The organism is Sphingomonas sp. 10B4 (assembly GCF_035019905.1).
In the GTDB taxonomy this organism is placed as follows: Bacteria; Pseudomonadota; Alphaproteobacteria; order Sphingomonadales; family Sphingomonadaceae; genus Sphingomonas; species Sphingomonas glacialis.
Map to the genome: position 1 here is coordinate 1 of NZ_JASJVC010000376.1, position 262 is coordinate 262.

At 64.9% G+C, this 262-nt stretch carries 1 protein-coding gene; it reads left to right on the forward strand.

What is annotated here, in order from left to right:
• A partial coding sequence (locus QN347_RS20175; RefSeq protein WP_323494456.1) for an alcohol dehydrogenase catalytic domain-containing protein occupies positions 1-262 on the forward strand: 262 nt, incomplete at both ends.

A 262-nucleotide genomic window follows, 5' to 3' on the forward strand; every position in this document is an offset into this window, starting at 1 on the left:
GTTCAAGCCGGAACTGCCCTTCACCCCCGGCAGTGAACTGGCCGGCGTGGTGTATGCCGTCGGTGCTGGCGTCAGCTATCCTAAGGTCGGCGACCGCGTGATCGCCTTCATCGGCCACGGCGCCTTTGCTCAGCAAGTGCTGGCACCAGCCAATGCCGTCATGCCTATGCCGGCGGCGCTCGATTTCCCTACCGCCGCGGCCATCACCCTGACCTACGGCACTTCACATCATGGCGTGATCGACCGCGCCCAACTCAAGGCG